Origin of the sequence: Shewanella sp. MF08487, assembly GCF_050848685.1 — a bacterium.
In the GTDB taxonomy this organism is placed as follows: domain Bacteria; phylum Pseudomonadota; class Gammaproteobacteria; order Enterobacterales; family Shewanellaceae; genus Shewanella; species Shewanella glacialipiscicola.
In genome coordinates this window covers 37,476-59,091 of sequence record NZ_JBOZPB010000027.1, presented here as the reverse complement: position 1 = coordinate 59,091, position 21,616 = coordinate 37,476, and the positions used below count along the sequence as shown (strand labels likewise).

Below are 21,616 nucleotides of genomic sequence, written 5' to 3'. Positions count from 1 at the left end.
ATCAACAAGATATGACAAGCTAGCAAGAAATTACGCCAGTATGGTGTCACTGGCGTTTATGTTAATGTGGCTGCCGATGTATTGCTGAGCAACATTTGTACAGCAAAGATCAACAGACCCTAGTCATGTTGAAACTTGAGAATGAATTCGCACTTTCCCAGGAGAAATATGAACTTCGTAAGCCAAAAAGTGGTTGGAAACGGTTAATCATGTCCCTGAATGAAAAAAATAGTAATATGTTGAAAAACAAGAATATTGACAACTTATCACTCGATAGAACATTTAGCATTGCGCCTATGTTGGATTGGTAAGATTTTAATTTAACTATCTGATTTATATAAGGTGGTTAAAAGTGTGGTTCACTATAGGATCACCGATTTTAAAAAGTTGTTTCATGGTTCCCCGCTGGTGATATGATTGCTCAATAAACATTGAGGTGATCTATGGATAGAAAATCTTTAATAATACTCGCGCTGATATTAACGGTCGGTCCTACTTTTTCGGCTAATGCTGAAGTCTATAAATGTGCTGATGGAAAGTATCAGGCCGATCCTTGTGATGAAAACAGTCAGCCAGTTGATTTAAGTGGCATCGGTAGCTTTATTAAAAGCAGTGACAGCATTTCTCAATCAAGCGTGAGTTCAAACGCTACTTCTGATAAGAAAAAAGAAATCAGTACCTATATCGAGAAGCAACGTATTACCCGAGAGATCACTCGGCTTGAGGGTGATCGTAAGCGGGTGATTGCTGAACGTGACCTGCGCTTACGTAATCTGCGCGAAAGTCGGCAGTATGCGAATAACAACCTAGCCGGTGCTACGTGGCAACAAAGCTTAGCTCAGGAACAAGTCGCTGCAGCCCAAGAGGCCGATACGTTGGTGTCATCTATCGATCGGCAGATTGAGCAGCTTAAAGACGAGTTAAAATAGTGCATGCACGCTTTTCCTGATTGTGTATTTGGTAACGTACTGATAACTTTAATGTATTACAGTTAATTAGCTGTATCGCGTTTTTTATTGGCTAATGAGGTAAACGCACATGCGCACTAAGACGTTATGTTTCCAAGGAAATTGTGTGCCATATATGCTTTTCAAAAAATGTGTATTTATAATTTCTCTTTCAATACTATCTGTCTCGTGTGCGCCAGTAGTTAGAGATTACTACAAGCCAATATATAGCGAAGGAGTTACACACAGTAGTGGCTGCGGAAGTTCTGGCCCTGCGAATAAAATATCAATACAGCTTAGTGGGGGAGTTGAGCTCGAAGTATCTAGCTCTAGTTCTGCAAAAAACGAGAGGTTTAATAATTTTTATTTTACAGCTTCAATTCTTGCACCATCTGGAACATATTTTCAGTTTGAGAGCGACGAAATTGTCATTACTGACAATACAACAAACAAAATATGGAATGTAACGATTACTGAATTAATTACACGGACAGAGAATATTTCAAATGCTAATTCTGGTGAGTCCACTAATAAAGATGAATATCTCCGTGTAATTCCAACGTCAAAGATAATTGGTAATACCTTTTTTGGCTATAACACATTATTTGGTAAAAAGTATTTTAATTCGGGTGCATCAATAAGTATTTTTTCAAGAGATATTGAGTATAAATTGGAAAATTACTCTATCCAGTTACCATCCATTATTATAAATGGTAAAAAATACATTATTGAACCTATAGGTTTTTTACATGTGCGAAGCATAGGAATAGACCCACTAAATTGTTAACATAACAAGCTGTTCCAGCATCGCTCCGGCACTTCTTGCCTGCGCTGGACTGTTTTAAACTCGCGGTTTTATGGTTTTGCTGCGCAAAAGTGTTCCATAAAACTACAATTTAAAAACTGCCGCTGAACTCGGCGTTATGTTTCTGAGCATCGTAAATTTAAAGGGTTAAAGGAATCAAATGGGCTTAAAAAAAATATTGCTTTTATCATTCGGGAATCCTGGTGAGCAGGATCCCGCAATTGTTAACCAGAGCTTTACGCAAACAGCAAAAGGAAGAATTTCATTAAGTACACATACAATTACAAAAATCCCCCAAATTGGGGAACTCTTTATGGTTAATGGTGAAGCTCATGGAGAGTTAGTATTTAAATGTATTAGGGTTGATGGCAACGAACTTAAATCTAAAGTTGAAGGCCATGAATTCGTCATCTTTGGTACATTCGTGCACAGGTTGGCTTTCATAGAAGATGATCAACTAAGAAACAAACTTATGGAATTCCGCATATAACACGCGCCTACAATCTGATCTCCGGCAGTTTAGGCGAGCATTACCCCCATACATCAATAAAATCGCATCCGTACTGTGTCCGTACAAGTTGCGCTGCGGTTGTTTAAACTTTATACTCCAATCCATTACGGATTCACTCCGTACGATAGGAGGTTTTATGGCGACTGCAAGACTTGATATCCGTTTGGATGAAGAGATCAAAGCTAAGGCTGAGAAAGCATCGGCTTTGCTTGGTTTAAAAAGCTTAACTGAATACGTTGTTCGCTTAATGGACGAAGATTCAACTCAGGTGATTGCTGAGCACGAAAGCATTACGGTTAAAGCTGATGTATTCGACCAATTCATAATGGCTTGTGATGAGGCTAGGGCCCCGAACAAGGCATTGCGTGAAGCGGCAGCATTTACTAAACGTGGTGAGTTTAAGTGAGTTACTCCAAAACGTTTAAAGAATTGGATAAATCACAACACGATAGAGCATCATTTGACTGTGGTGAAGCAGAGTTAAACGATTTTATCCAAACTCAAGCAGCGAAACACATGCAAGCAGGTATTAGCCGTACAATGGTTTTACCTGCTGTTATGCCATTGCCCAATCAAAAATATCCAATTTGCTCATTTTATACTATCGCACCAAGTTCAATTTGCCGTGATACCTTGCCGCAAGCTATGGGTAAAAAGTTACCACGCTATCCCGTTCCGGTCTTTCTGCTTGCTCAACTTGCTGTACATAAAGAGTTTCATGGTAATGGGTTAGGTAAAGCTAGCTTAATCAAAGCGCTAGAATATCTTTGGGAAATTAACGCTCACATGAGAGCTTATGCCATTGTTGTCGATTGCTTAACTAGCCAAGCTGAATCATTCTACGCAAAATATGGTTTCGAGGTTCTTTGTGAAATCAATGGTCGCGTAAGAATGTTTATTCCAATGAAAACAGTCGGTCAGTTGTTCACTTAGATGCTTCATGCTGTCTCCTTGCCCTTTGGTACGAAGAACAGCGCTTACATAATCTGCGTGAAAGTCGCCAATAAGCTAACAACAACCTAGCTGGAGCAACTTGGCAACAGAGTTTAGTTCAAGAGCTAATCGCTGTAGCCCAGAGGTTGACACACTGGTGTCATCGAACGATAGGTTGGGCAGTTAAGAGAATAGTTAAATATGTAGCTCAACTGACCAAAATTTCTCTTTTAGATAGAGACTTATGTCACTTTATTCGCAAGGGCTACCATTTAATATAATAGTAGAACTAAAATTGTATTTGAAGTTCATACTTATTGTACTTGGCGTATATTTGTGTGAGAGTCTTAGGCATAGGCTACTTTTTGAGTATAAAAAATTAGTACTAAACTACTTGTATAGGCAGTTTGTTTTCCGTACAATCTCGCCTCAATTGAATTTGTGTTATAATCAAATAGACAAGTAGACGTCGAATGGCTGATCAAGAACAGAATGAAGTTCAAACTAAGCAAATTGCTGAGGCAGTAAAAAGATTCAATGGGTTGCATGGTTCTATTTTTGGAGATATCAGTTCGATGTTAAGAACTGCAAAATTAGCGCCTATTGAAGATCTAAGAGCACACGACCCAAATTTCACTGAAATGGTTGTTATACTTGAAGAGTATAAGGTGATCATTGTTGGTTTATCTACATTTTTAGAGCAAATTACTGAAGCTACTATTCAAAGATTAGATGAGTATATTAGCTTAGCAAGAGATTTAGCTGTAGCGATAGAAAGCCATTGCTATGATGCACTTGGAGCAGCTATAGCTGCTTTAGATGAAAAACCTTACGTTTAATATATAAATGGAGCAAGGAATATGAAAAAACGCTATGATCATGTTGAAGTAACTAAATTGCTTGATAAAGCAGAAAATTGTGCTAAACGTATGCAGCAACTCAATTCTGAATTTCAACGCTCAATTCAAAGTAAAGCTAAACTAGCTGCTTAGATCCGTTGCTTGAATACAGATAAAAGGAGCATTTGCTCCTTTTTTGATCTCTATCGAAAAGTAACTAGTTTCAAGTGAATTGCATCTGATAGTTTTAGCCTTTAGATTTTTATTAAGAATTATCTCAATTGATATCTTTATCAGTTATTTTAATTCCTACTAAGTACCTAATTAACAACTCTATTCTACTACTTCTCCTTGGCGCTGGGCTTGGTATGTTTGCCATGCGGGCAAATCAGTGTTTGATACTCGCCAATCAAGCTCGCCAGCCTTGTCATAGGCCACTGAGCCGCCATATTGAGCACCCTCAAAAGTAAATGTCGCAGTGCAATACAGTTGTGGATATGCACCGTTAAAGGCCTTGAAGGTCAGATCAGGGCGCAGTGATAACAGCTGTTGCTTAAAGGCGTCGGCTTTGGCATTGTGCTGCGCAATGTCAGCTTGCTTATGTGATTGGCACGCCGCGTTACAATAAAACGCCTCACCGACGCAGATCACCGCGTCAATATTTGTCGCATTGCCTTCATCGTCTTCGGCACTAATTAGGTTGCCGCACTGGTAACAGGTAAAACACCAACCATCGGCCAGTAACACTTGATAAGGCACGTTGCCTTGCTCAGCGTATTGGTCATATTCAGGGCAGCGAGTGACTGACATATCATCTTCAAACGTCAGGTTGAGTTCGCCCGCACCTATGCGACGAGCGGCAGCAGCATGTTGGTGAAACACAATGCACGCTGCGCCCTCGCAATGTTCTTGTACTTGAAACGCTTTAATCTTGGGTGTGCTCATACTGCTTCTCCTTTTATCCTGAGTTTTGATTCTGCATTGAGTGCGAATACTTCGGCGTCGGCTTGGCCAAAGTCGCTGCACTCGCTGGCGTTAAAAGACTTACAAATGCCCCAGCCGCGGTAATTTTTTGGGGTGTACTTCACTTCGATTTGCTGTTGATCGCACATCAAGGTGGAGTAGGGCTTAGATAGCGTGACCACGCCCTCTTTAGTGCTGAACATGTTCATGCGGCCTCCTTATTCGCTGTTCGAGTGGCTAGCGGATGGCAGGGCAGTCGCATTGGGTGATATCGGTACGAATACACTATGGTGCGGTTAATGCCCTTGGCGAGATTGGTTTGCCCGTTGCCCAATGCTTGCCAGTACAGGCAATCTAACGCGCCGAGCGCCAGTGCGATTTTGATGCTGTTGCCCGTTTTGGCCTTGAGTAACAGGCTTAACTTATGGCTGCGGTAATGATTTAGCAGATGGCGAAACGCCGCTGATTGAGTCATTTAGGCCACCTGCTTCGGTTGCAAAGGGCTTGTTAGCAAAGCGCTTGATTGCAAATGAGTTAATTGCAGCTTGGCCCAGTCGATGGCTTTAATGGCCTCGACCGTGGCGGCGATTTGCTCCAGCTTCTTTTGCCCGCGCATAAAGTTCGACAGTTCAATCCCGTGGCTCGCTGCCGCGCGTTCGGCGGGCAGGGCGCTGGTGTAATGCAGCGTTAACGCGGCAATCACCTCGGGCGAACTAATACGGGTGAGCGATAGCAATAACGCAACGCGCTCTTGTGATTCAAAGCCTGGGAGTAAGTGGTTCATGCTTCACCGCCTGTGGTACTGATCACCCTGAACTCGATCACCCACACCCACGGGTTAGCATCAACGTTGTGATAGATTTGCTCCCAAGTGCGCAGGAATGCGGTGCGCGGCTTCTCATACCAGCCCGCCGATTTCGCCGCGGCTGAGCGTGAATGATCAAAACCCTCTTTTATGGCATCGTCTTCTGAGATCTCATTCAATCGCTCAACCCTGATCACAGTGACTTCCAGCAGAATGCGCGCCGCCCAGCGTGGCATGTGGATAGACGGAATAAACCCGCGATATTCTGCGCCACGGTAATCAAAATCTTCATCACCTGTGCCTGCCGTTAATCCGCCACAGACATAATGCAAATCAGGCCAGTGTGCTTTGGTCATTGCCTCACGCACCCACAGCCGATCACCAAGCGTGCCGAACGGCGAAACAAACGCGCAATCTTCATCGCTAACGCCAAAAACTTCATCATTGGCTGGTTGATAGAATCCGTGCTTATCAATCACTGTCGGTGTATACCATTCGGCATTTTTAGAAAATGGCGCCCAATCATCATGCGGCTGAGCTTTAAACATTCTGCGCGTTTGGGTTTTACGGCCATCAAGGATGGCTTGCACCATTTCGGTGTTGAAGATAATAGGGCGCTGTTTCATGCTGCCACCTCGTCACATGGGTATTGCTTCCTTACATTGTTAATCGCGTCCTCTATGGTTGGGTGACGCTCATTCATTCGGCCTTCACGCTGATGGCGCTTATGTGCAACGAGCTTTAACATGCGCGGGCCCGATGGCTCGATTTGAAAGCGGATCATGCGGTCATGTGCAAGAACAACTGCAGTCGTGAGGGCGCTATAGTCGAAGGTAGACATGTAATGCGCGCTAGTACTGTTGATTGATAACCCGTGCTCACCACAGGCTTGGATTTTGCCAAACATGTGATTGCCACCGCCGTGTATGTCACAGAGAAAGTCAAAGCACTCACGTTGATCTGCATTGAGCCAAGGGTAATGTTTGGCGTAAAAATCATGTTCGTTGCTCATGCTGCCTCCTTGCTTTGGGTGGCTTCGTCGTATTGGCGGATGGCAAACACAATCGCGAAACAGCACCAGATAAAGCGATAGGTGAAAGGGTCTTTCCAGCCATCCCAAAAATCATCTAACGTCATGCCGCCCGCATCTTCTTCATCCCAATTATTGAGGCGATAAACCACATCCCACTCGGCGTTCTCGCGGTTTTGGGTAAACTCCTTAACGGCATTGGTCGCGCTGTTAATCGCCTCTGCTTCTTCTTCGTTCGTTGGGTCAAGCCCTTCAATAAACCACTGCAAAAACTGCTCAAGGCGTTGATCGGCTTGCTTGGCATCAAACTCACGAGTGCCATCGGTTTTACACTCAGCCAGTACCTTTTCTTCCCAGTAACTCGCATTCACGCCCCAGTCATCACCGCTTTGGCGAAAGAAGCAAAACATGTCCTGAACCCGAGAAAATACGTAACAGCCCATATCGCCACTGATGCAAAGATGCTGCGGCCATGTGGTGATCTCAAAGCGATGCTCAAAGCTGCCTTGGCTGAGTACCATGTGGCGGAACACGCCATCATCTTTAAGAATGGTGAGTTGATGTTCGGCCACATCGTTTAAAAATGTCGCTCTCGTTGGGTGTGTCATACGCTATTCCTTCCTTTTGAATCAGCAGGGCTAAGCTGCGGCTTCGCCGTTAAACACCACCAGATTGATGATGGGTTTCTTGGTTTTGGGGTTCACCTTGTCCGACAGCTTGTGATAGCGAATATGCACATCGCGGTGGGCTTCTTGGGTCATGGCTAAAACAATGTATTGCTGGCACAGCGCGGGTGTCGATAACGAATGCGACAGGCGTTGTGGCTTCATGGTTTCAAACAAGTGCTGCGCCATATCATCCAACTTAGTTTGGTACTCGTCGGGGCTCAGTTGACGGCGGTTAGGGTGCGCGCCTACTGAGGTGCTGCACTTTTTGGCCGCTTGATTTTTCGCTAAGGTCATGGACACGCCGTAAACAAAAAACATAGATACCTCCCCACTGAGCCGCTGATTACGCTAAGTTGATTTGATCTTGCTTGGCGGCGTCGCGTTGCTTGTCGAGGTATTCGGCAAGGTCGGTGACATTGACCATCCAAGGCGCTTTGTTGCTGTTACTGGTGCGAAAGGCGGCTAAGGGCAAGCGGCCGGCTTTGGCATAGTTGGCCGCGGTACGGGGTTCGAGGCCAAAATACTCTTTGCTGATTTGATCCAGTGGCACTATCACTTTGTTGAACTGGGCCATAAGCAAAAACGCGGTGTTGATGCCTTTCATGTTGGTTGCTCCGCTTGGGTGAGTTGCAGCGGATGCACGTTAGTGGCCGCCTGTTCGTTACGCCACACCATCACCTTGCCGTACAAACCTTGTTGGGGCTCAGTAAAGCGCAGGCAGAAGTTGAGCCCGAGTTCGCCCGTGTGGCGGATGAACTGGCGGTAAAACGCAGGGCTAGGGTGGTGATAGGCAAAATGCTTGACCAGTTCGGCACAACGGGCTTGCACTCGCGGGCAATCCATTGGGTCGGTGTGGCCCTTGGCCAACGCCATCAAGCAGGCAAAACGTATTGCAACCAGTAGACGAAACTCATCGCGTTGCTTAGGTGTGGTGTGAACTTTCGCTAGAATCATTTCCTTGTCCTCGGTAGTGGGCACAAGGTGAAAGATAAGATAACTTATCTTTGCCGTCAATTGAAAAGTTAACTTATTTTTGAGTGTTTTTGTTTTGGTGGTTTTTTGAACGAGTGCTAATGTAGAGTAAGCGATTGAACTAAGGAGGGTTTATGGCATTTATGTTCGCATTTTCAGGTTTGTTTTTATTGTTCTTATTTTTTCTCACTAAGCATCTGTGGCAAAAGCTTGTCTTATGGGCTGAACAAGAGGATAAAAAAAGGGGAGAAAATCATAAACAAATCGATTCTTATGCTGATGATGCAGCAGCATTGACAGTGGCTAGCTCCGTTACGATATTAAATGAGCACCAATTTGTACTGAATAAAGGGGCGCCGTTTGAATTTGTCTTTTCTAATATTGATTCAGATATTGCCAACTTTATCAGAAAGGTAATCGATGACGCCCCTTTTTATGATGAGTATGAAGGCAATTACAAATCAGTTTATATCCTTTGTTATTTATTTATCGTTCACAAAGTAAAGTGTACTACTTTTGACTTGTTTTTGACTGATGCACAGTGTGAGCTTGTGGAGTATCAAGAATTGAAAACTGAATCAAATAAGCATGAGTTTTTAAAGAATAAAAAAATATGCTTAGAAATGTTTAAACTGCCAGATTTTAAATTTGAAGATAAAGAAATAGAAAAAATTACAGATTTTATTAAATCACCTGATTTTGTTGAAGATTGTTATTACTTAAAGTTTTTAATGGATAGGTATAAGTTTAACGGTGTTCATGTTGTTGATGATGAAGATGATGTTTACTATGATAAATGGCATAGAGCGGTTAGGGATGACTTCGCGGTAAGAGGAGATGATATCAGCCTTACAAAACTTGTAGAAATGCTAAGAGTGAAAGATGTAAATGAGATGTTTGAGGATGTGCTCACTGAAAAGTTACATCGAGTGAAGAAAGCGCATGAGTTTGCTATTAACCATCCTGAATTCAAAGAACGGTTGTTTAAAAAATGGCCTTGCGAGAATCTTTTTTGTTTAAATATAGAAAATGGGAAAGCGCTGCAGGACTGTTATGATTTTAACATAATAAAGTCAAGTTTGATTATTAATACGTTTTTTATTGCTGAGCGTAATTTAAAAGGTTTTAGTTATAACAAGAGGAATGAGTTAGGGATTAATAAATGCAATTCATGCAAAAGTAAAAATATTAAAACAATAAATTTAAATTCAATAAAAACATTGCCGCCATATTACATTGGTTGTACGTGCAGGCTAAATTAATACTGAGTACCAAAACACCTTACCGATGATCTTGATATGTTTTAGCTTTTCTGTGTCCAGATGTTCGTCGGGGTACTCATCGAGGTTGTAGCTGCGTAGGCGCAGGCCACCGCCGGGGAGTTTGTAGAGCATTTTGACGCGCATCATGCCATCGTGGTTAATGGCATACATTTTACCATCAACTATTTCGGTGGCTGAGGTATCCACACCCACAGTTGAGCCGTGGGGTAATACGGGCTCCATGCTGTTGCCATTCACTTTGACACAGGCCGCATGGTCCGTGTTTACGCCTTGGCGCTTAAGGCTGCTTTTGGCAAAGCGTAGCTTAGGGCCTTTATACTCAACACCTTCTGTAATACCTTCACCCGCAGATAGTTCGACATCCATGTAAAAGGGGATTTCGACTTCATCTTCACCCAGTGGACTATCGCTGTCCCATAGGTCAAAACCGCCAGCCCATTCGGCATTCGATTCAGGTTTCGTAGCGACTTGTCCATTTAGAAGCCAGCTGAGATCACATTTCAGTGATTTCGCTAAAGCAAATAAATTTGCGCCCTTTGGGGCTGTCTCATCTTTTTCCCACTGAGTTACTGCAACAGCAGAAACCCCAACTAAAGCACCAAGTGCTTTTTGGGTGATGCCTAATTCTTTACGCTTTTCGCGTATGCGCTGACCGAGTGTTTTCATGTAAGTGATCTTATCTTTTGTTGACATAAGTTTCCTTTCTTTCTATTGTGTAAGAAAACTTATTTGCTCAGTGTGGAGATCAACCCATGACAAAAGATGATGCCGTCAAATTTTATGGTTCTCAAACCAAGCTCGCTCAGGTTTTGAACATCAAACCTTCTGCAATTAGCCAATGGGGTGAAGACGTGCCCGAACTCCGCGCTTATCAAATTGAGCGCCTAACTGATGGCGCACTCAAAGTTAACCCCGTTGTTGTTTTAGATAACCCTAAGCCCGCGAGTGTGGCTTAGGTTCACTGTAGGTTGAAGGAGGACAGTACACATGAAAACCCATTCACGTAAAAATGATAGCCGTCTGAATTTGTTGATGAAAACGATTCATCGGGTATTGGAGTTACCCAAGATGACACGCTTTGCGCTGGCGATAGATTTTGTTGTGGCGGTTGAGCGCCTTGGGCTGTGTGAGGTGTTAGCGGCGGAGGGGATTAGCTTTGCGAGCACGCAAGATGTGCACAACGATGCGCGGATAAATGCCCAAAAGCTGTTCCGTTGGCTTGGCCAATACGAGGGCCAACATCCACAGGCGGATCGCTTGTTTCATGTTGAGCAAGCACTGGTGGCGGCGCTGCCTGAGCATTTGCGGGTGCAGTATCTCAACGATGTGTTTGGTTGCACCGGGGTGACGGTCATTGCCGACCGCATGAGTGACGGCCATGTGTTGCATGTGGCCGATATGGCGGCATCGCTCACCAAAGAGAACGCCGAGGCGCAAGTGGCGGTGATCCATTTGGGTCCGGCACCGAAGCGTGAGCAGTTAGTGGCGGCGCACCGTGAGTTAAAAGAGTCGGCTGCGACTACGCAAGCCAGCATGGCGGCGTTAGAGCTGGCGTACCCGTATTTAGCGAGTCATGGCGGTAAGGCGGCGCAATTCGCGGCCGAGAAGTGATTGGCATGTTGATTAGCGGTAAAGATAAGAAAGCCCGCTAGAGCTGTGGAGGCAGCGGGCTTAATACCTAAGTTAGGCAACAGCATGTTACGTAAGCATGGGCTTTGGGTCAATTGTCGGCCTTGATACCACGGCTTAAGGCATGCAAGGGGGCGGTATGTTTGATCCTGAATGTTTGATTTGTTGTTTGGAGGGCGGCGCCGCGTGTTCGGTACATGGCGATGCTGCGAATCGTGATGATGAACCTGTTACACCAGCGTTTGCGGATTATATGCGGCGAGAGGATGAAGTGGTCGATTCAAAGGTCGCGTTATTGGTTGCTCAGGCTAACGTGCTGATGATGCAGGCGGCAGCTTTGAGTAAAAACACCTTACCCATGTGCCAAGTTGATTTACGGCGTGAGTTAGCGACTTTTTACGGTTTTAGCACGTTTGATAATTTTAGCCGCTTGCAGGTGGGCCGCATTGTTGAGCTGTTGCGAACGCAACCCGAGTTAGAGGCGTTAGATACCGTCAGCTTAGTGGAGATCGCCAACAAAGTGGTGCGTCGAGTGATTTTAGGTGATGAAGGCACTTTGATGTTACCTCGGGTGTGCGTGGATTGGTTTTTGGGTTACTTGCAGATGGAAGAAATGCGCGCCGAACGTTCGATTGAGGTGACACGGATTGACCCCGTTAATCAGGCCAAGCATATCAAGCGGCGCGATATTTATAGCCAGTTACGGACTAATTTGGCGCGGGATATTTATCACTTGGATGGCTGAGTATTGATGATGTGACAAAACATAAAGGGTTGAAGTTGAAATAAGAAAGCCCGCTGAAGTTTGGCGACTGAGTGCGGGCTTAATACCTAAGAGAGGCGATTACATGTTACGTATACATGATGATTTCGTCAATTTTGTGCTGGCTGTCGCGCAGTTAGGCGGTGGCTTATGAGCATGGAATTGATGGTAAAAGCGATGAAGGCCAAGGTGGGTAATCCACTGCGCAAGCTGGTGTTGATTAAGCTGGCCGACAACGCGAACGATAATGGCGAGTGTTGGCCGAGCCATCAGCATATTGCTGACCAGTGCGAGATTGGTCATAGCACAGTGAGAAAGCATATTGCGGCCTTGGTTGATATGGGGTTTGTGACGATTAAAAATCGTAAGGGACCTAAGGGAAATTTAACTAATATTTACACGATTTCAATCTGCTACGAGGTAGCACCCCCTGTGCTAGCAGATAGCACCGAAGGGGTGCCACCAGATAGCATAGGTATGCCACCAGATAGCAGACCCCCTGTGCCACCAGATAGCACCGGAATCAGTCACTCTTTTGAACCTATCAAGGAATCTTTAAAAGACTCTTGTCCTGCGAGTTGTTCAAAGTTGGTTTTCAATGCGTTTTTTAAAGCGTATCCCGTTCATCGAAAGGGCGGGACGGATGCGGCTGCGTGGAAGGCGTGGAAGGCCGAAAAACTGACCGACGCCGATTGCGTGTTGGCGGTGACTTGGTTGAAGGAGGCTGCGGCGCTGGACACCAGTTGGGGCTTTAGCGCGAACGGCCAGTTTGTGTTGGGTATTACCAAGTTTATCCGCGAACGCCATTGGCTAACGCCGTTGCCAAGACCGATGGCCGCCGCGGTTGGGCAAGTGGATTGGCGCCATGCGGTGTATGACCCTGAGGATCCCTTGATATGACTGCCAAGCAAAATACGAGCATGAAATCACTGCAGACCTTAATCCGCCAGCCGCTGGTTGGGCAGGGCGCGCGGGTAGCACAACCCGAGCCCACGGCGATGGATATGGCGATTGTGGACAGCGTGTTTAGCAAGTTGCGGGTGTTGTTTCCTGTGAGTGCGCCGCGGCCTGAGGACGAAGCGACCCACAAAGGCGAGTGGCTTAAAACCTTGGCGGCGCAGGGGATTGCGAGCCGTGAGCAAGTGCAAGCGGGGCTTAATCGCGCTAGACGCGAGCAGGGCGATAGGCAGTTTTGGCCGACACCGCGCCAGTTTGCTTTGTGGTGCCAACCGACTGCCTGTGATTTGGGATTGCCCACGTTGGAAGCGGCGTTTAAGGAGGCAACGCGCCATTACCATCACCCTGATAAGCATACGTGGAGCCACGATGTGGTGCGCTTAGCGGTGCGCGAGACGGGCAGTTGGATGTTTGCGACTGGGCTTGAAAAGGACGTGTTAATGACCTTTGAGCGCAATTACACAGTGTTATGCAGGCGCTTTAGCCGTGGCGAGTTGACCGATGTGGAATTGCCAAAGGCATTACCTGAAACGGTGACGCGGCCCACTGAGGCGGCAAAGGCGAAATCGATTATTGCTAATTTACGGGCAAACCTTGGGCTTAAGGGGGCAAACGATGGCTGCTAGCGGGGTTGAGGTGGGTAAGTTGAACGATGCTGCGCTGTGCCGTTGGTTACGTAGCGGTTTGACGCGGGATTTTAGGGACCCGCAGTTTCCTGAGGTGCGTTTACGGGCAACGGCGGATAGGGCGAAGGCGAGTGTGCATTTGGTGATTAATGAGGGGGATAAGACGGTTTGGAAGAAGCAAGGCGTGTGGCCAAGCATGTGCATTAAGACGTTTTTAGCGGATTTACCTGTGATGCTGGCTAAGCGCAGTGCGGGCGCGGATGTGTTGCGCGGTGAGTTTGCGACTGTGACTGATTTGCTGTTGTGGTATGGGGATTATTTGGATGGTAATACGACGTTAAGCCCGAGCTGGCGTGATAACTGTAGGTCGATTATGCGTAAGCAGTTGTTGCCTAAGTTGGGGGATGTGGCCTTGGCTGAGTTGTCGTTTTTGGTGGTCGATAGTGCGTTGGTGAAGCTGATGCTGAATGAGGGTTATGCGCCGCATTATATTCGTTTGAGTGTGAATGTGCTTAAGCGGGCGTTGAGTTTGGCGGCTGATTTTAGGTTGTTATTGCTTAATCCTCTGATGGGGTATCGAGTGACTATGAGTTTAACCTTATCACCTAAGCCTGATACGCGCTTGATGGAGTCGGACTTAGGGCCGTTGTTTGTGGCTTTGCGTGATGCATTTATGCCGGTGGCGATGTTGTTTATGTTGATGCTGATGTTTGGGACGCGCATTGGTGAAACCCGATTGGCACGATGGGAGCATTTTGCGGGTGAGTTTTGGTTTATTCCTGCGGCGAACGCGAAGAACCGCCAAGAACACCGGCTACCGTTAACGCCTACGGCTAAGGCGTTGATCCAGCATTATTTGCAGTGGCAGCTTAAAAATGTGGGTAAGCGGGCGTTTTTGTTTGCGGGTGATGTTGGCGCGATTAGCCAGCGTACTGCGCATTATTGGAGTGAGACGATTCGGTTTAAGGAGTTTACCTCACATGATTTGCGCAAGCTTTGCCGGACGATTATCCAAGATATGGGCGTAGATACTATGGTGGGTGAGCGGTTGCTTAATCATGCTTTGCCTGTGCTTTTGCGTACCTATGTTCATTCGACGTTGGATAAGGGCATGTTGAGTGCGCTTGATGCGTATCACGCGCATTTAATTTCGCTCGGTTTTAGTGAGGTAGCGCCCGAGATAATCCCTAGATCGCCTAAGAAAGTTGGGAGTGCTCAAACCCTTGGTGCGAGTGGGTGGCTGTGATGATCGTTGCATCAGCCTTACAAGAGTATGCAATGGCACAATTTAAGGTGGTTTTATGAGTCATCCAGCTGCAAAAATTCTAAAAACAGGCAGGGCGATCAAGGGGCTTTCTCAGGACGAAGTGGCGGCGTTTTACGGGATAAGCCGCCGAACGTATCAGCGATGGGAGAATGGCAAGAGTAACGTGCCTTATAACCATCTGCGCTCAATAGTGGATGATGTATTTCATTTATCGATAGACCAGATCACGGAGGTGGCGAATGCGGGTATGTGATGCGCAAGAGCAGGTTATTAACATGAAAGCCCTTCGTGCTGGGCTCAATGCCTGGGGTCGTTATTGGGCGTTCCAAGAACTCGGTATAGGTTTTGCTAATCGCAGTGCTTGCGATAAGTTAGGTGAGGTGCAGGTTTATGGGTGTGTGTTGGTTAGGGAGTTGAGCGTTCCTAAGTATGTGGTCCAGTTTGATAGAATGATTGAGTGCTTATCGCCAAACTGTATTCGGGCGATTCGCACCTGTTACGTGTGCAAAGGCCAGTGGGCATTGATGGGGTTCGACAGTAAGAAGTCGTATGTGTATTGGTTGATAAGAGCAGAGATTCAATTAGCAAAGTGAGGTGGACAGTGGATCAATTCTTTTTGTTTGGTGATTTAGAAACGGGTGGGCTTAACGGCCGCTTAGACAATGGGATGCTGGGTATGGAGTATTACCCTATCTTTGAGCTGGCCTTTATCGTTACTGATAGTGAACTAAACCAAGTGGGTGAAGCGCTGCACGTTGTTGTACATCAAGATGATGAGAGCATTGCAAGGTCACACGAGTGGGCGTTAGATGTGCATACCAAGAGTGGGTTGTTAGCTGCTGTTCGTGCGTCATCAGTATCGTTAGCACAGGCTGAGCAGATGGTTATCGAACACCTGAAAGCACTGGGAATACCTAAGCATGAGCGTAAAGCTAAGACGGGTGTAGTGTTTGCGGGTAACTCAATCATGTTTGATCGTTCGTTTATCATGTGCCAAATGCCTGAGCTACATGAGTACATGCATTACAGGCAGCTGGACATATCAGCACTAGGACTAGCAGCTAGAGCTTGGGCGCCTGATGTAGAGCGTAATGCGATTAAGGCTAAGCAGTATCAGCATGAAGCCTTAGCCGATATTAGGGAATCGATAGCGGAACTCAAGTACTATCGCGACGAGTTGTTTGGCTGTGAAATATCATCTTTGTCAATAGGTTAGGCGCGGATAAGTCAAGTGAGAATTGTTATCATCATGGCTGGGTGAGACCTATTATCATCACGGGTCCTTCCGGCTCGCTTCACTGCGGGGGCGGTGACGCGCAATGCTTCACTACATATGAGAATTTTGGGGAGGTTGGTTGTTGTTTTATGAGCCCCCTAAAACACCCTTCCCACACTCACTTATAAATCCATACTAACCAATTGATATTTTTCTGAAAATTGTTTGTAATGCATGTGCTGTTATTAGCAGATCGACAGGGATCTAATATACCAACTTTTGATCCTATAAGTGCGTAGAACAAACATACGGAGGTTTTGAATGCCAAGTGTTGCGACAACAGAGGCCATTACTTGGCCAAGTTTAGCGATTATAACCGCTACTTTTACGGTATTGATCGGTTTTATTAAGTTGATGTTTGACCTTTATTTCGAGAAAAACAAGTTTCGTCATAAAAATCTTGAAATAGCTCAGTCCAGTTTAAGTGCCAATCTCCATAAACCAAGCTTAAAGCAACGGTACCTCACTGAGCAGGTTTTTAGCTTGATTTATCGATGCAGTCTCACGTATGACGAGATCAACGTTTTGCTAAAGTATTCAAATCCAAGTCGTGCATTCGAACTGTTTGTAAAAGGGAAAGAGTACCTAAAGCTATCTAACAAACTTAACTCAATAAATTTAAAAAATAATTACATAAAAAAATCAATAGGGAGCATTAGTGTTTTCCCAAGAGAAATTATTTTCTTAATATCGTACATGATTTTTGGTTTTTTAGGTTCCTTAAGCTTTGCTATTGGAGTTTATGTAATTGAAAAAGATATCTGGTTTTCTGTACTTAAAATATTTGAATGGTCTGAAGTTCTTGGAGTTACTTGGTTTGTTTTAGGTATCTTTTTTGGATTTGTTTTTTGGATATTTGCTGCCAAATCAATTGGGCGGATCGGCAATGTTAGAGCAGCTTTCACACTAGTGGAAATGAGTGAAAAATCACTTAAGTGATAAGTAAAACGATAAATCCTCTGTGATTAAGTTTTCACGTATCACATATTTACAAATTCCGAAACGGCACTTTTGTCGCTTTATGCGGCACATTTGCCGCTTTCAAGGCCCTTAAAATCGAGTACATTTGTATACGCTTGCTAAGGTTACATTTATTCAGTCGCACGTTATTTCTCTGCCAAGGGCTCCTTTTAGGGGCCCTTTTTATTTGTCGCCATTTCTTATTCGCAAACATCCAAATAGCTGTTCGTTAGCTAACCCCTGCTGAACAAAAGCGGCCGCTGCAATGGTGGTCGTGGTGGGTATGTGTTGCCGTGGTGTTCGACATTGCCGCTACGGACGTTGAAAGACACTAAAAACATCAGCTGTTAGAGGCGGCTTACCTCACCGTTGATCTAACCGTTGGCAGCGTTAAGGCTAACCTCATTTTAAAGGAGTAAGACCCATGTCATTAAAGCAAAGGCTCATGGCACTGGGGCTGACTTCTGCCGTTGCGCTAGCGGGTGCTAACTTAATTGCACCAGCCGAAGCGCCAAACGGCGAGCCAATACTGCACACCTATCTTGATCCGGTGGATATTATCACCGCTTGTTTTGGTCACACTGGCCCCGAGCTCGAGCGCAATCAGTTTTTTAGTGAACAACAATGTATTGAAATGTTCGCCAAGGATTTAGGCAAAGCCGATCGGCAGCTTAGGCGGCTAACGTATCCGGTACAACTTACCGAGGGTGAGCATGCCGCTTACCTGAGTCTGATTTATAACTTTGGCTCCGGCACTTTTCAAACCTCAACGTTGCGCAAGTTGTTACTGCGTGGCGAACGGGTGGCCGCTTGCCACCAACTCACACAGGCGTGTGGCAAATATGGCTGTAATGGTTTTGTTTATGCAAAGGGCGTCAAGTTACCAGGCTTAATTACCCGCCGCGCAAAAGAGCAACCAATCTGTTTAAAGGATTTATATGTGGAATAAAATCATTAATGCCACGGGCTCGCTGCACCTGTATTTAATCGCAGCGCTCATCATAGTGATAACGCTACTTGGCTTAAGTCTGACCGCCGTTAAAGCTGACCTCGCGTTAAAATACTCGCAGCTAGAAACCGCCGCCGTTAACCAGCGCATGCTGCAAGATGATCTCACAGACATCACCGATGAACTGCAAGCTCAGGAAAAAGAACGTGACAGGCTTGCTAAGGATTACGCTTTTACCTTAGCGCTCAATGAACAAACCGCTAAAGCCAAGGCCGAGATTGATCGTCAGCTTGCTGATCAGCGAGATGCCATTAAAAAACTAAGGACCTCAGCCAATGAACAAACCCGAAGCTGGGCTAATACTGCTGTGCCTCATGATGTTAAGCGGCTGCTCAAGCACGCCGCCTATTGTGCGCACCGTAGTCACCAAGCAGACCCAATATGTGTTACCGCCGCAATCTTTAATGAGCCAGTGCCTGCCAGCCAAATGTAGTTCAGACGCTAATGCCGATCTGCCCGATTGCATCATTCAACTCTTAGCCGTGATCGCCAAGTGTGATACCGATTGGCAGAAACTCGAAACATGGCGAATGGAAAAACAGCATGAACAATCCATACATTAATGATGTTGCCACCCAAAAAGGGTTTACGTTGAGTGCCTATATATCGTCACTAATGAGCACATTGGGAGGTGCCTTTACTATGGATAAAGTGGCGATGTTAATTGGCGTATTACTCGCCTTCCTCACTTTTTTGGGCAACATTGCTTATCAAGAATTTCGCCGTCAACGTGAGCGCTTACAAGAAGAAAAAGACGAAAAGCGCAAACAAGAACTTCACGCTGCCGACATGCAACTGAAAGCCGCCCTGCTAAAACAAGTGGAGCATCCTAATGGCCCGCATTCAACCATCACCACCCGAGCCTGTTCTACTGAGTAAAACCGACCTATGCAAAAGCCTTGAGATCAGCACCCAAGCTTTTGATAAGTGGGACGTGCCAGTGCACAGCAAGCGCGGTCGTGAGTGTTTATACAAAATGGCCGATGTGGTGGGTAACAGGGTCGCCAACGAGCGCAAAAAAGCCATCACTAAACCCGATGAAGATGATCCCGATGCGCCTAATATCGATTTTGAACGCTGGCGCTTAACCCGTGCACAAGCCGATGGCCAAGAGCTTAAAAACGAAAAAGACCGTAAAGAAGTGGTCGAAGTACTCTTTGCTACCTTTGTGCTAAATCGCATTGCTGCGCAAATTGCCCCAGTGCTTGATCAAATACATATACGGGTAAAACGCAAATTTCCCGACATTCCAGAACGCACAATCGACGCTATCAAGGCGGAGGTGATTAAAAGCCAAAACACCGCCGCCGATCTCGCGGATGGCATTGAGGATTTATTAGATGAGTATATCGGCAGCGCAGATTAAAAATCTGAAAGCCGCCGTATCCGCTGGGCTGCGTTCGTTCTATCGCCCGCCAATGCTCACCTGTTCTGAATATGCCGACGAGCATTTTTACATGTCGTCTGAGTCAAGTTACACCGAGGGCAAGTGGGAAAGCTTACCGTTTCAAATTGGCATTCTTAATGCCATGGGTAACGACCAAATCAGCACGCTTAACTTAATGAAGTCAGCGCGGGTCGGTTACACCAAAATGCTCATGGCTAACGCTGCTTACAAGATTGAGCACAAAAAACGCAACGTGCTGATCTATCAACCTCGTGATGGTCAAGCCAAAACCTTCATGAAAAAGCACGTTGAAACAGCGATTCGTGATATTCCCGTTTGGCGCGCGCTTGCACCTTGGATGGGGCGCAAGCATAAAGACAGCACGCTAGAAGATAAAATATTCACCAATGGCAAAACGTTGATGGTGCGCGGTGGTACCGCTGCCGCTAACTATCGCGAAATCTCCACCGATGATGTGATCTACGATGAGTTAGCGGGTTTTGATGAATCCATCGAGCACGAAGGTAACGCCACATCGCTTGGTGATACTCGTATCGAACTGTCGATGTTCCCCAAGTCGATCCGCGGTTCTACGCCTAAAGTGCTCGGTACCTGCCAGATTGAAAAAGCCTGCAGCGAATCACCGCATTATTTTAAGTTCAACTTGCCTTGCCCGCACTGCTTTGAGCTGCAGGATTTAAAGTGGGGCGGCCCTGAAGAAGCCTTTGGGATTAAGTGGCGCAAGAATGAGAAGGGTGAGCACGACCCAAGCACAGCCTATTATCTGTGTGAGCACTGTGGTTGCTGTATCGAAAACAATCAGCTCGACGATATGGAGCTGCACCCAAGCGCAGTGTGGATATGCGAAAACACCGGCATCCGCACAAAAGACTTTTTAGACTTTTATGATGCCGACGGAAACGACATCACCACGCCGCCCAATATCTCGATTCACATATGGTCGGCCTATAACTCGCTCAACAGCTGGGCGAAATTGGTTACTGAGTTCTTTAAAGCCAAAGGCGATAAAGAAAAGCTGCAAACCTTCACCAACACTAAGCTAGGCCAACCGTGGGATAACGACAACGGCGAGCGCTTAGAGTGGGAAGAATTAGCAAAGCGCCGCGAAATGTACCCCAGTGGCAAAGTGCCTAACTGGGTGGTGTATTTAACTTGCGGTATCGACACCCAAGACGACCGTTACGAAGGCCGCATTTGGGGTTGGGGCGCGGGTAAAGAGGCAGCATTAATCGACCGCTTTATTTTACACGGCGACCCCGCAAGCCAAGTATTAAAAGACAAAGTGGCCGAGCGTATCGCCAAAAGTTATGCCCGTGCCGATGGTGTTGTGCTCAATATCGGCGTAGCGGGTTGGGACTCGGGCGGCCATTACACCGATGACGTGTATGCCATGAGTAAAAAGCTCGGGCTAATGCGGGTCATCCCACTTAAAGGCGCCAACGTCTACGGCAAGCCGATTGCTAACTTTCCACGCAAGCGAACCGCCAAAGGCGTGTACTTAACCGAGGTCGGTACCGACAACGCCAAAGAGTTGTTGATGTCGATGTTGCGGATTGCGCCCGATGTTGATGTGCGTAAACCCGGAGCGATTCACTTTCCGCTAAACGAAGCGGTATGTGATGACGTTGAGCTGCAACAGCTCACCAGTGAACGCAAGGTTCAGGTGCGCGATAAAGGGCGAGTTATCTATAAATGGTCTGCAGGAAAGCGCCGCAACGAGGCATTAGACTGTTTTGTTTACGCCCTAGCCGCGCTGTATATCGCGATAGAAAAGTTCGGCATCAACCTCGACAAACTTTCACAAGTTACCCCGATCGCCATATCAAGCGACCAACCCAAAGAACCTAAACCCAAAGCCGCAAAACAGGCCAATGCGAATGCGGCTTACCTAAACGGTGGCGGCGGTAGCAGTTCTGGCGGTTGGCTGTAGTAAATAGGCTGTAGTAAATACCATAAAGCCAAGGA

The 21,616-nt window shown here is 46.1% G+C and carries 35 protein-coding genes and 1 pseudogene; 25 read left to right on the top strand and 11 right to left on the bottom strand.

The window, feature by feature from the left end; translation table 11 throughout:
* The 8 genes and pseudogenes from ACRN9H_RS16720 to ACRN9H_RS16685 form a co-directional block, all read left to right on the top strand.
* Window positions 1-88: pseudogene (locus ACRN9H_RS16720) on the top strand (IS5/IS1182 family transposase); the annotation flags it as partial.
* Window positions 89-443: 355 nt separating this feature from the next.
* Window positions 444-929, top strand: coding sequence for a hypothetical protein (locus ACRN9H_RS16715; protein ID WP_432315263.1), 486 nt, complete (start codon window positions 444-446; stop codon window positions 927-929).
* Between the two features lie 109 nt (window positions 930-1,038).
* Window positions 1,039-1,734, top strand: a complete 696-nt coding sequence (locus ACRN9H_RS16710) for a hypothetical protein (RefSeq protein ID WP_432315261.1) — start codon at window positions 1,039-1,041, stop codon at window positions 1,732-1,734.
* Window positions 1,735-1,912: 178 nt separating this feature from the next.
* A complete protein-coding gene (locus ACRN9H_RS16705; protein ID WP_432315259.1) occupies window positions 1,913-2,242 on the top strand; it encodes a hypothetical protein in 330 nt (109 codons plus the stop codon).
* 157 nt (window positions 2,243-2,399) lie between these two features.
* Complete coding sequence (locus ACRN9H_RS16700; protein WP_432315258.1) at window positions 2,400-2,669, top strand: DUF1778 domain-containing protein; 270 nt, start codon at window positions 2,400-2,402, stop codon at window positions 2,667-2,669.
* Window positions 2,666-3,196 carry a GNAT family N-acetyltransferase gene (locus ACRN9H_RS16695; protein WP_432315256.1) on the top strand — a complete coding sequence of 177 codons (531 nt, stop codon included), beginning with the start codon at window positions 2,666-2,668 and terminating at the stop codon, window positions 3,194-3,196. The genes ACRN9H_RS16700 and ACRN9H_RS16695 overlap by 4 nt, the downstream gene beginning before the upstream one ends.
* Before the next feature lie 473 nt (window positions 3,197-3,669).
* A complete protein-coding gene (locus tag ACRN9H_RS16690; protein WP_432315255.1) occupies window positions 3,670-4,035 on the top strand; it encodes a hypothetical protein in 366 nt (121 codons plus the stop codon).
* 21 nt (window positions 4,036-4,056) lie between these two features.
* A complete protein-coding gene (locus ACRN9H_RS16685; protein ID WP_432315253.1) occupies window positions 4,057-4,188 on the top strand; it encodes a hypothetical protein in 132 nt (43 codons plus the stop codon).
* A gap of 180 nt (window positions 4,189-4,368) precedes the next feature.
* Here the strand turns inward: ACRN9H_RS16685 and ACRN9H_RS16680 are convergent, their stop codons facing one another.
* Genes ACRN9H_RS16680 through ACRN9H_RS16635 form a run of 10 tightly spaced genes read right to left on the bottom strand, consistent with a single transcriptional unit; the run spans window position 4,369 to window position 8,455 of the window.
* On the bottom strand, window positions 4,369-4,980 hold the full coding sequence (locus ACRN9H_RS16680; protein ID WP_432315251.1) for a hypothetical protein: 612 nt from the start codon (window positions 4,978-4,980) through the stop codon (window positions 4,369-4,371).
* Window positions 4,977-5,207, bottom strand: a complete 231-nt coding sequence (locus ACRN9H_RS16675; protein WP_432315249.1) for a hypothetical protein — start codon at window positions 5,205-5,207, stop codon at window positions 4,977-4,979. Before ACRN9H_RS16675 ends, ACRN9H_RS16680 begins: the two co-directional genes overlap by 4 nt.
* Window positions 5,204-5,473: a hypothetical protein gene (locus ACRN9H_RS16670; protein WP_432315248.1), complete on the bottom strand. Its 270-nt coding sequence runs from the start codon at window positions 5,471-5,473 to the stop codon at window positions 5,204-5,206. Before ACRN9H_RS16670 ends, ACRN9H_RS16675 begins: the two co-directional genes overlap by 4 nt.
* Window positions 5,474-5,782 (bottom strand): hypothetical protein, encoded by a 309-nt coding sequence (locus ACRN9H_RS16665; protein ID WP_432315246.1) that lies wholly within the window; start codon window positions 5,780-5,782, stop codon window positions 5,474-5,476.
* Window positions 5,779-6,429, bottom strand: coding sequence for a hypothetical protein (locus ACRN9H_RS16660; RefSeq protein ID WP_432315244.1), 651 nt, complete (start codon window positions 6,427-6,429; stop codon window positions 5,779-5,781). The genes ACRN9H_RS16665 and ACRN9H_RS16660 overlap by 4 nt, the downstream gene beginning before the upstream one ends.
* Window positions 6,426-6,815: a hypothetical protein gene (locus ACRN9H_RS16655; protein WP_432315243.1), complete on the bottom strand. Its 390-nt coding sequence runs from the start codon at window positions 6,813-6,815 to the stop codon at window positions 6,426-6,428. Before ACRN9H_RS16655 ends, ACRN9H_RS16660 begins: the two co-directional genes overlap by 4 nt.
* On the bottom strand, window positions 6,812-7,441 hold the full coding sequence (locus tag ACRN9H_RS16650) for a hypothetical protein (protein ID WP_432315242.1): 630 nt from the start codon (window positions 7,439-7,441) through the stop codon (window positions 6,812-6,814). The genes ACRN9H_RS16655 and ACRN9H_RS16650 overlap by 4 nt, the downstream gene beginning before the upstream one ends.
* Window positions 7,442-7,471: 30 nt before the next feature.
* Entirely contained in the window at window positions 7,472-7,819 is a 348-nt protein-coding gene (locus tag ACRN9H_RS16645; protein ID WP_432315240.1) for a hypothetical protein, read from the bottom strand.
* Between the two features lie 25 nt (window positions 7,820-7,844).
* Window positions 7,845-8,105 (bottom strand): pyocin activator PrtN family protein, encoded by a 261-nt coding sequence (locus ACRN9H_RS16640; protein ID WP_006082040.1) that lies wholly within the window; start codon window positions 8,103-8,105, stop codon window positions 7,845-7,847.
* Window positions 8,102-8,455: a hypothetical protein gene (locus ACRN9H_RS16635; protein ID WP_012196661.1), complete on the bottom strand. Its 354-nt coding sequence runs from the start codon at window positions 8,453-8,455 to the stop codon at window positions 8,102-8,104. Before ACRN9H_RS16635 ends, ACRN9H_RS16640 begins: the two co-directional genes overlap by 4 nt.
* A 152-nt stretch (window positions 8,456-8,607) precedes the next feature.
* On the opposite strand from ACRN9H_RS16635, the gene ACRN9H_RS16630 reads away from it, so the two are divergent.
* Window positions 8,608-9,735, top strand: coding sequence for a hypothetical protein (locus tag ACRN9H_RS16630; RefSeq protein WP_432315238.1), 1,128 nt, complete (start codon window positions 8,608-8,610; stop codon window positions 9,733-9,735).
* Here the strand turns inward: ACRN9H_RS16630 and ACRN9H_RS16625 are convergent.
* Window positions 9,727-10,449: a S24 family peptidase gene (locus ACRN9H_RS16625; protein ID WP_432315236.1), complete on the bottom strand. Its 723-nt coding sequence runs from the start codon at window positions 10,447-10,449 to the stop codon at window positions 9,727-9,729. The genes ACRN9H_RS16630 and ACRN9H_RS16625 overlap by 9 nt on opposite strands.
* Before the next feature lie 59 nt (window positions 10,450-10,508).
* On the opposite strand from ACRN9H_RS16625, the gene ACRN9H_RS16620 reads away from it, so the two are divergent.
* From ACRN9H_RS16620 to ACRN9H_RS16545, 16 genes are all read left to right on the top strand, one after another.
* Window positions 10,509-10,712: a Cro/CI family transcriptional regulator gene (locus tag ACRN9H_RS16620; protein WP_342900756.1), complete on the top strand. Its 204-nt coding sequence runs from the start codon at window positions 10,509-10,511 to the stop codon at window positions 10,710-10,712.
* A 31-nt stretch (window positions 10,713-10,743) separates the two neighbouring features.
* Window positions 10,744-11,367, top strand: coding sequence for a hypothetical protein (locus ACRN9H_RS16615; protein WP_432315234.1), 624 nt, complete (start codon window positions 10,744-10,746; stop codon window positions 11,365-11,367).
* Window positions 11,368-11,524: 157 nt separating this feature from the next.
* The gene (locus ACRN9H_RS16610; protein ID WP_432315232.1) at window positions 11,525-12,130 is read left to right on the top strand and encodes a hypothetical protein; all 606 of its coding nucleotides are present in this window, start codon (window positions 11,525-11,527) and stop codon (window positions 12,128-12,130) included.
* A gap of 168 nt (window positions 12,131-12,298) precedes the next feature.
* The gene (locus ACRN9H_RS16605; RefSeq protein WP_432315230.1) at window positions 12,299-13,048 is read left to right on the top strand and encodes a helix-turn-helix domain-containing protein; all 750 of its coding nucleotides are present in this window, start codon (window positions 12,299-12,301) and stop codon (window positions 13,046-13,048) included.
* Window positions 13,045-13,731: a replication protein P gene (locus ACRN9H_RS16600; RefSeq protein ID WP_432315228.1), complete on the top strand. Its 687-nt coding sequence runs from the start codon at window positions 13,045-13,047 to the stop codon at window positions 13,729-13,731. Before ACRN9H_RS16605 ends, ACRN9H_RS16600 begins: the two co-directional genes overlap by 4 nt.
* Window positions 13,721-14,977: a tyrosine-type recombinase/integrase gene (locus ACRN9H_RS16595; RefSeq protein ID WP_432315226.1), complete on the top strand. Its 1,257-nt coding sequence runs from the start codon at window positions 13,721-13,723 to the stop codon at window positions 14,975-14,977. The genes ACRN9H_RS16600 and ACRN9H_RS16595 overlap by 11 nt, the downstream gene beginning before the upstream one ends.
* Before the next feature lie 55 nt (window positions 14,978-15,032).
* Entirely contained in the window at window positions 15,033-15,251 is a 219-nt protein-coding gene (locus tag ACRN9H_RS16590) for a helix-turn-helix domain-containing protein (protein WP_432315224.1), read from the top strand.
* Entirely contained in the window at window positions 15,238-15,591 is a 354-nt protein-coding gene (locus ACRN9H_RS16585) for a hypothetical protein (protein ID WP_432315222.1), read from the top strand. Before ACRN9H_RS16590 ends, ACRN9H_RS16585 begins: the two co-directional genes overlap by 14 nt.
* A gap of 8 nt (window positions 15,592-15,599) precedes the next feature.
* A complete protein-coding gene (gene orn / locus ACRN9H_RS16580; protein WP_432315220.1) occupies window positions 15,600-16,214 on the top strand; it encodes an oligoribonuclease in 615 nt (204 codons plus the stop codon).
* A 321-nt stretch (window positions 16,215-16,535) separates the two neighbouring features.
* Window positions 16,536-17,213: a hypothetical protein gene (locus tag ACRN9H_RS16575; RefSeq protein ID WP_432315218.1), complete on the top strand. Its 678-nt coding sequence runs from the start codon at window positions 16,536-16,538 to the stop codon at window positions 17,211-17,213.
* 445 nt (window positions 17,214-17,658) lie between these two features.
* A complete protein-coding gene (locus tag ACRN9H_RS16570; RefSeq protein WP_432315216.1) occupies window positions 17,659-18,183 on the top strand; it encodes a lysozyme in 525 nt (174 codons plus the stop codon).
* Window positions 18,173-18,676 (top strand): hypothetical protein, encoded by a 504-nt coding sequence (locus ACRN9H_RS16565; RefSeq protein WP_432315214.1) that lies wholly within the window; start codon window positions 18,173-18,175, stop codon window positions 18,674-18,676. The genes ACRN9H_RS16570 and ACRN9H_RS16565 overlap by 11 nt, the downstream gene beginning before the upstream one ends.
* A complete protein-coding gene (gene lysC, locus ACRN9H_RS16560; RefSeq protein ID WP_432315212.1) occupies window positions 18,558-18,806 on the top strand; it encodes an Rz1-like lysis system protein LysC in 249 nt (82 codons plus the stop codon). Before ACRN9H_RS16565 ends, lysC begins: the two co-directional genes overlap by 119 nt.
* Entirely contained in the window at window positions 18,787-19,122 is a 336-nt protein-coding gene (locus ACRN9H_RS16555; protein ID WP_432315210.1) for an HP1 family phage holin, read from the top strand. The genes lysC and ACRN9H_RS16555 overlap by 20 nt, the downstream gene beginning before the upstream one ends.
* Window positions 19,076-19,609 (top strand): terminase small subunit, encoded by a 534-nt coding sequence (locus tag ACRN9H_RS16550; protein ID WP_432315208.1) that lies wholly within the window; start codon window positions 19,076-19,078, stop codon window positions 19,607-19,609. Before ACRN9H_RS16555 ends, ACRN9H_RS16550 begins: the two co-directional genes overlap by 47 nt.
* A complete protein-coding gene (locus ACRN9H_RS16545; protein WP_432315206.1) occupies window positions 19,584-21,581 on the top strand; it encodes a phage terminase large subunit family protein in 1,998 nt (665 codons plus the stop codon). The genes ACRN9H_RS16550 and ACRN9H_RS16545 overlap by 26 nt, the downstream gene beginning before the upstream one ends.
* The last annotated feature ends 35 nt before the right edge of the window (window positions 21,582-21,616 follow it).

Excerpts from the sequence above, each read along its gene's own strand:
- ACRN9H_RS16660 (WP_432315244.1), bottom strand. The coding sequence starts at position 6,429 with ATGAAACAGCGCCCTATTATCTTCAACACCGAAATGGTGCAAGCCATC.
- ACRN9H_RS16630 (WP_432315238.1), top strand. The coding sequence starts at position 8,608 with ATGGCATTTATGTTCGCATTTTCAGGTTTGTTTTTATTGTTCTTATTT.
- ACRN9H_RS16715 (WP_432315263.1), top strand. The coding sequence starts at position 444 with ATGGATAGAAAATCTTTAATAATACTCGCGCTGATATTAACGGTCGGT.
- ACRN9H_RS16650 (WP_432315242.1), bottom strand. The coding sequence starts at position 7,441 with ATGACACACCCAACGAGAGCGACATTTTTAAACGATGTGGCCGAACAT.
- ACRN9H_RS16570 (WP_432315216.1), top strand. The coding sequence starts at position 17,659 with ATGTCATTAAAGCAAAGGCTCATGGCACTGGGGCTGACTTCTGCCGTT.
- ACRN9H_RS16680 (WP_432315251.1), bottom strand. The coding sequence starts at position 4,980 with ATGAGCACACCCAAGATTAAAGCGTTTCAAGTACAAGAACATTGCGAG.
- ACRN9H_RS16675 (WP_432315249.1), bottom strand. The coding sequence starts at position 5,207 with ATGAACATGTTCAGCACTAAAGAGGGCGTGGTCACGCTATCTAAGCCC.
- ACRN9H_RS16655 (WP_432315243.1), bottom strand. The coding sequence starts at position 6,815 with ATGAGCAACGAACATGATTTTTACGCCAAACATTACCCTTGGCTCAAT.
- ACRN9H_RS16545 (WP_432315206.1), top strand. The coding sequence starts at position 19,584 with ATGAGTATATCGGCAGCGCAGATTAAAAATCTGAAAGCCGCCGTATCC.
- ACRN9H_RS16610 (WP_432315232.1), top strand. The coding sequence starts at position 11,525 with ATGTTTGATCCTGAATGTTTGATTTGTTGTTTGGAGGGCGGCGCCGCG.
- ACRN9H_RS16685 (WP_432315253.1), top strand. The coding sequence starts at position 4,057 with ATGAAAAAACGCTATGATCATGTTGAAGTAACTAAATTGCTTGATAAA.
- ACRN9H_RS16595 (WP_432315226.1), top strand. The coding sequence starts at position 13,721 with ATGGCTGCTAGCGGGGTTGAGGTGGGTAAGTTGAACGATGCTGCGCTG.
- ACRN9H_RS16565 (WP_432315214.1), top strand. The coding sequence starts at position 18,173 with ATGTGGAATAAAATCATTAATGCCACGGGCTCGCTGCACCTGTATTTA.
- ACRN9H_RS16640 (WP_006082040.1), bottom strand. The coding sequence starts at position 8,105 with ATGAAAGGCATCAACACCGCGTTTTTGCTTATGGCCCAGTTCAACAAA.
- lysC (WP_432315212.1), top strand. The coding sequence starts at position 18,558 with ATGATGTTAAGCGGCTGCTCAAGCACGCCGCCTATTGTGCGCACCGTA.
- ACRN9H_RS16625 (WP_432315236.1), bottom strand. The coding sequence starts at position 10,449 with ATGTCAACAAAAGATAAGATCACTTACATGAAAACACTCGGTCAGCGC.
- ACRN9H_RS16605 (WP_432315230.1), top strand. The coding sequence starts at position 12,299 with ATGAGCATGGAATTGATGGTAAAAGCGATGAAGGCCAAGGTGGGTAAT.
- ACRN9H_RS16575 (WP_432315218.1), top strand. The coding sequence starts at position 16,536 with ATGCCAAGTGTTGCGACAACAGAGGCCATTACTTGGCCAAGTTTAGCG.
- ACRN9H_RS16550 (WP_432315208.1), top strand. The coding sequence starts at position 19,076 with ATGGCCCGCATTCAACCATCACCACCCGAGCCTGTTCTACTGAGTAAA.
- ACRN9H_RS16665 (WP_432315246.1), bottom strand. The coding sequence starts at position 5,782 with ATGAACCACTTACTCCCAGGCTTTGAATCACAAGAGCGCGTTGCGTTA.
- ACRN9H_RS16620 (WP_342900756.1), top strand. The coding sequence starts at position 10,509 with ATGACAAAAGATGATGCCGTCAAATTTTATGGTTCTCAAACCAAGCTC.
- ACRN9H_RS16615 (WP_432315234.1), top strand. The coding sequence starts at position 10,744 with ATGAAAACCCATTCACGTAAAAATGATAGCCGTCTGAATTTGTTGATG.
- ACRN9H_RS16555 (WP_432315210.1), top strand. The coding sequence starts at position 18,787 with ATGAACAATCCATACATTAATGATGTTGCCACCCAAAAAGGGTTTACG.
- ACRN9H_RS16670 (WP_432315248.1), bottom strand. The coding sequence starts at position 5,473 with ATGACTCAATCAGCGGCGTTTCGCCATCTGCTAAATCATTACCGCAGC.
- ACRN9H_RS16635 (WP_012196661.1), bottom strand. The coding sequence starts at position 8,455 with ATGATTCTAGCGAAAGTTCACACCACACCTAAGCAACGCGATGAGTTT.
- ACRN9H_RS16645 (WP_432315240.1), bottom strand. The coding sequence starts at position 7,819 with ATGTTTTTTGTTTACGGCGTGTCCATGACCTTAGCGAAAAATCAAGCG.
- ACRN9H_RS16600 (WP_432315228.1), top strand. The coding sequence starts at position 13,045 with ATGACTGCCAAGCAAAATACGAGCATGAAATCACTGCAGACCTTAATC.
- ACRN9H_RS16710 (WP_432315261.1), top strand. The coding sequence starts at position 1,039 with ATGCGCACTAAGACGTTATGTTTCCAAGGAAATTGTGTGCCATATATG.
- ACRN9H_RS16585 (WP_432315222.1), top strand. The coding sequence starts at position 15,238 with ATGCGGGTATGTGATGCGCAAGAGCAGGTTATTAACATGAAAGCCCTT.
- ACRN9H_RS16700 (WP_432315258.1), top strand. The coding sequence starts at position 2,400 with ATGGCGACTGCAAGACTTGATATCCGTTTGGATGAAGAGATCAAAGCT.
- ACRN9H_RS16590 (WP_432315224.1), top strand. The coding sequence starts at position 15,033 with ATGAGTCATCCAGCTGCAAAAATTCTAAAAACAGGCAGGGCGATCAAG.
- ACRN9H_RS16690 (WP_432315255.1), top strand. The coding sequence starts at position 3,670 with ATGGCTGATCAAGAACAGAATGAAGTTCAAACTAAGCAAATTGCTGAG.
- ACRN9H_RS16705 (WP_432315259.1), top strand. The coding sequence starts at position 1,913 with ATGGGCTTAAAAAAAATATTGCTTTTATCATTCGGGAATCCTGGTGAG.